Origin of the sequence: uncultured Nitratireductor sp. (assembly GCF_913053745.1) — a bacterium.
Lineage (GTDB): Bacteria > Pseudomonadota > Alphaproteobacteria > Rhizobiales > Rhizobiaceae > Nitratireductor.
The window spans coordinates 1-4,581 of record NZ_CAJXGF010000229.1; the positions used below are offsets into that span (position 1 = coordinate 1).

General features: G+C 61.2%; 5 protein-coding genes. 1 reads left to right on the forward strand and 4 read right to left on the reverse strand.

The window, feature by feature from the left end:
* Positions 1-326 precede the first annotated feature (326 nt).
* The gene (locus QZ638_RS22530; RefSeq protein ID WP_295814819.1) at positions 327-497 is read right to left on the reverse strand and encodes a hypothetical protein; all 171 of its coding nucleotides are present in this window, start codon (positions 495-497) and stop codon (positions 327-329) included.
* 51 nt (positions 498-548) lie between these two features.
* A complete protein-coding gene (locus QZ638_RS22535) occupies positions 549-1,334 on the reverse strand; it encodes a TSUP family transporter (RefSeq protein WP_295814822.1) in 786 nt (261 codons plus the stop codon).
* Between the two features lie 274 nt (positions 1,335-1,608).
* Between QZ638_RS22535 and QZ638_RS22540 the strand changes: the two genes are divergently transcribed.
* The gene (locus QZ638_RS22540; RefSeq protein ID WP_295814825.1) at positions 1,609-2,025 is read left to right on the forward strand and encodes a TerB family tellurite resistance protein; all 417 of its coding nucleotides are present in this window, start codon (positions 1,609-1,611) and stop codon (positions 2,023-2,025) included.
* 31 nt (positions 2,026-2,056) lie between these two features.
* Here QZ638_RS22540 and QZ638_RS22545 read toward each other — a convergent pair whose 3' ends face one another.
* On the reverse strand, positions 2,057-3,688 hold the full coding sequence (locus QZ638_RS22545) for an ABC transporter ATP-binding protein (RefSeq protein WP_295814828.1): 1,632 nt from the start codon (positions 3,686-3,688) through the stop codon (positions 2,057-2,059).
* Complete coding sequence (locus QZ638_RS22550) at positions 3,685-4,503, reverse strand: ABC transporter permease (RefSeq protein ID WP_295814831.1); 819 nt, start codon at positions 4,501-4,503, stop codon at positions 3,685-3,687. Before QZ638_RS22550 ends, QZ638_RS22545 begins: the two co-directional genes overlap by 4 nt.
* Positions 4,504-4,581 lie beyond the last annotated feature (78 nt).

Here is a 4,581-nt window from a genome sequence, read left to right on the forward strand (position 1 = left end):
CAAACAAGCCCGAGGTGAAACAGTCGAAACGTTCGTGTGGCTCCGGAACTCTGCCGAGCGCAATGGTGAAGGGAGATGAGAAACTGATAATGAACGGCACGACCAACGAGGCGGCCTCCACCTGACGGAAGTGGCCACCCTGGCGCTCCGCATAAGCACTAAAGCCCGTTACCGCATCACAGAATGCGGGCTGAGGGCGTCTACGGCGCAGGAGAAAATCGTCCGGATCGGGCAAGACCGGCCCGGAGACGGTGTTGATCCCTGGAAGAGCTGAACCATCGTACATGCATGCACGATAGTTCGGCTATCCGGTCGTGGAAAGACGATCACACGCCTTTGAGCACCGAACCGCCCACAAGCAGGACATAGGCGAGCGTCATGATCCAGAACGCGGGTATGGGCACGAAAGACAGCAGGTTGAAAGCAGCGATCAGCGCGATAACCGCGATGAGGAGGCTGAGAAGGAAAACGATCTTGGTGGGTGCGTTGAGTGTCATGGGTATCCCCGCTGAAGATGTTGCACCGACAGGGATAAAGCTCATTGCAACTTATAGGCCAATAGACCGCAACAACGGGTTGTCCCCATCCATGAGCAAGCGGATCGCGAGCGCCAGACAGACGAGCACGAGAAGCGGTTTAATGATGCGTGCCCCCTTCTTCATCGCGAACGCCGCACCGATCCGCGCCCCCACGATCTGTGCAATACCCATGACAAGACCCACCTTCCAGGCGATCGCCCCGACCATGGCGAAAGCGGCGAAGCCGCCGACATTGGAAGCGAAGTTGAGAAACTTGGTGTGAGCCGTCGCCTTGAGCATGCCCTGGCCGGCAAGGCCGACGAAAGCCAGCATGAAAAAGGACCCCGTTCCCGGACCGAATGCGCCGTCGTAGAATCCCAGAAGCGGTGCGATGGTGAAACCGAAAATGAAGGGCGTTACGCGTTGCGCACGATCTATGTCGTTCAAATTCGGTTTAAACGCGAAATAGAGCGCGACCGCAATCAACAGGAAAGGCAGCATGCCGCGCAGCAGATCTGCGGGCAAAATCGTGGCGACAAGAGCACCGGCGATGGACGCAAGAAACGAGAAAAATGCCGGAAGAAACTGACTCGAAATACGCACATGCCCGGCCTTCGCATAGGCGTAAGCTGCGGCTCCGCTGCCGAACATGCCTTGCAGCTTGTTGGTGCCGAGCGCCAGCACCGGAGGAAAGCCGGCGAGCATCAAAGCAGGGATGGTGACCAGACCGCCGCCTCCGGCGATTGCATCCATGAAGCCGGCAAAGAAGGCTGCCAGGGTCAGCAGCAGAAGAATTTCGAGACTTGCTTCAAACATGTTCAGGGGGTAGCCAGCGGGAATGATGGCTTCTTGCACCACAAGCGAAGGCGCACCGCAAGCCGGTTTTGCCGGTTGTACAGGAAGCTCTGCGCTGTGGCGCAATGGATGGAGGGATGGGCCTCAATGACGACGTATGAACGCCGATGCATGAGAGGCAGCTTTTGAGCATCCCCCTGTTGTCCAGGGCAAAGCGCGTTGTCCGACACCGGGAGCGTAGGGCTGTTACGGTTAAAAGCGCTGCGGCGCCGAGGAGACGAGTGGGGAGTGGGATATGTTCGCATCGCCAGATTCCGGCGGATCGATGCAGGGTGGCGCTATGCCAGCCGCTATGAACGCCATGACCGCCGAGGTGCTTATGCTTCTGCGCCTGGCCATGACCGACGAACCTCTCGGCCAAAGGGAAATGGCGGTTCTGCGCCGTGCGGCAACTGATTTTATCAAGGTTCCCGACGAAGAAATCGAACAGCTCGTTGCGTCGCTTGCTGCGGTGGAAACGGATTCCGACGTGATGCAAGCAAGGCTTGGAATGCGACAGGGAAGCCACGAAAGGCGGCTCATTCTCGCCGAAACGTTGTTTGAACTCGGCCGGCGCGATCCGGAACTTGCCCCGCGTCTTGGCAGGCTGAGCGCGCGCGTGTGCGATGTGCTCGGATTGAGCGCGGACGAGGTGGCACACCTGTCGAGCTGACGCATTCAGGCCGTATCTGAACGCAAAGCGTTCAGTGACTCGCCGCGGAGAAGCGAGTTGCGATGGCTCTCTCCAGATTCGGGGCGGCGGCGACAAGGGCTGCCGCTGCCTCCGATTCCGGATTATCCAGTACGGAAGCGGTCCGCCCCCTTTCGACAATGCGCCCTTCATGCATGACCATCACCTCATCGGTTATCGCTCGAGCGACAGTAAGATCGTGTGTGATGAAGAGGTAAGTCAGGTCGAGCTGTTGGTTGAGATCGGCGAAAAGATCGAGGATCTGCGCGCGGATAGAGACGTCGAGCGCCGAGACCGGCTCGTCGGCCACAATGAGTTTCGGACGGGTGATGATGGCGCGGGCGATGGAAATCCGCTGGCGCTGGCCGCCCGAAAATTCATGCGGGTATTTGCGCATGTCGCCGGCTTTCAGGCCGACGGATTCGAGCACTTCGGCAACGCGTTCCCTGCGCTCCGATGGCGTGGGCTGTACGTCAAGCAGATGAAGGGGTTCGGCAACGAGTCGCTCGACCTTGTGGCGCGGGTTGAACGAGCCGTAGGGATCCTGGAAAACCACCTGCATGTCGCGCCGGGCGGAGCGTAACGCGTGCTCGCCCTTGCCGCCGAGCGGCTCCCCATCCAGGCGGATTTCGCCCGAGGTCGGCTTGTCGAGGGCGAGAATCATGCGCGCCAGCGTCGATTTTCCGCAACCTGAGCGCCCCACCAAGGCCACCGCATGACCGGGGGAAAGAGAAAAACTAACATTGTCGACGGCGCGGAAGGGTTGAGGACGGGAAAACAGTCCGGTGCGCCGTCCCGGATAGTCTCGCGTGACGCCGCAGACCGATAGCAACGGTGGTTCTTGATCTTCTCGTTTGTCCTGCGGACGGGCCCACGCCGGCACGTGAGTGGAGGCCTCCGCGAGCTGACGCGTATAGGGGTGTTTCGGTTCGCTCAGCACACTGGCCGTCGAACCGCTTTCCATCACAACTCCATGGCGCATGACGCTCACCCGATCGGCCATGTCGGCCACGACAGCGAGATCGTGCGAAATGAGGAGGAGCCCCATGCGGCTATCGTCCACAAGATCGCGCAGAAGATCGAGGATCTGCGCCTGCAGAACAACGTCGAGCGCGGTGGTCGGTTCATCGGCGATCAGGAGCTTGGGCTTCAATGCGCAGGCGATAGCGATCACCACGCGCTGGCGCTGGCCGCCGGAAAGCTCATGCGGATAGCGCGATAGCGGAAACCTGTTCTCCGGCAGGCCGACGCGTTCAAGAATGGCGCGCGCGCGCGCTTCGGCGTCCGGTCGATTGGCACCGGTGTGCCAGCGAATGCCCTCGGCCACCTGCTCTCCGATGGTCTTGACCGGATTGAGCGCGGTCATGGGTTCCTGAAAGACCATGCCAAGATCGTCGCCGCGCAAGCGGCACATGGCTTCTTCAGGCGCAGTGAGAATGTCGATCCCGTCAAAGGTGACGCGGCCGTGGGCGCGGGCGAATTCCGGCAGGAGCTGCATGACGGTGAGCGCGCTCATCGATTTGCCGGAGCCGGATTCTCCGACGAGGCCAAGTATCTCGCCCGGGGCGATCTCGAGGTCGATGTCTTTCAGCACCGGATGACCGGCGATGGAAAGAGACAGATTTTCGATTTCGAGAAGGCTCATCGTTCACGCCTCAGCCTTGGGTCCAGAAGATCGCGCAGACCGTCGCCCAGCAAATTGAGCCCGAGCACCGTGACGACGATGGCGAGGCCAGGGAAGACAGCAAGGTGCGGGGCGATCATCATGCGCGTCTGCGCTTCGAACAGCATACGCCCCCAGGAGGGCATGGGCGCTTGCGCGCCGAGGCCGAGATAGGAGAGGCCGGCCTCGGCCAGAATGCCCAGCGCGAACTGGATCGTGCCCTGCACCAGAAGCAGTGCGACGATGTTGGGCAGGATGTGCTCTATGGTGATGAGCGTCTTGCTCTTGCCGGCAGCGCGCGCGGCGAGGATGAATTCGCGCGGCCAGATGGACAGTGCGCCGGCGCGCGCCACGCGGGCGAACACGGGGACGTTGAAGATGCCGATGGCGACAATGGCGTTGATTGCGCCGGGACCGAAGATCGCGGTGATCATGATGGCAGACAGAAGGGCCGGAAACGCGAAGACCAGATCGTTGAAGCGCATGAGCGTTTCATCGATTATGCCACCGCGTGCTGCCGCCCATGTGCCCAGCGGCACGCCGATGCCCATTCCGATGCCGACGGCGACGATGGCAACGGCGATGGAATTGCGCGCGCCTATCATGATCATCGAGAGAATGTCGCGGCCGAGATGATCGGTGCCGAGTGGATGGGCGAGCGAGAGGCCTTTCATACGGTCGGCGACAACCAGGTGCGTGATGTCGTAGGGCGTCCAGACAAAGGACAGGAGCGCCATGCCGGTGACGAGCAGAGTGATGACGAGGCCGATCAGGAAGGAACGGTTGGCGAGCGCCATCTGCAGGAAGTGTCGCTCCGGCGGCGCGGCGGGCGGCGGTGCCTCGAGGCTCATCGGCGGGTCCTCAGGCGTGGATCG

Bases quoted from the DNA above. Each gene is read 5' to 3' on its own strand.
- QZ638_RS22530 (WP_295814819.1), bottom strand. From the start codon at position 497: ATGACACTCAACGCACCCACCAAGATCGTTTTCCTTCTCAGCCTCCTC.
- QZ638_RS22535 (WP_295814822.1), bottom strand. From the start codon at position 1,334: ATGTTTGAAGCAAGTCTCGAAATTCTTCTGCTGCTGACCCTGGCAGCC.
- QZ638_RS22540 (WP_295814825.1), top strand. From the start codon at position 1,609: ATGTTCGCATCGCCAGATTCCGGCGGATCGATGCAGGGTGGCGCTATG.
- QZ638_RS22545 (WP_295814828.1), bottom strand. From the start codon at position 3,688: ATGAGCCTTCTCGAAATCGAAAATCTGTCTCTTTCCATCGCCGGTCAT.
- QZ638_RS22550 (WP_295814831.1), bottom strand. From the start codon at position 4,503: ATGGCGCTCGCCAACCGTTCCTTCCTGATCGGCCTCGTCATCACTCTG.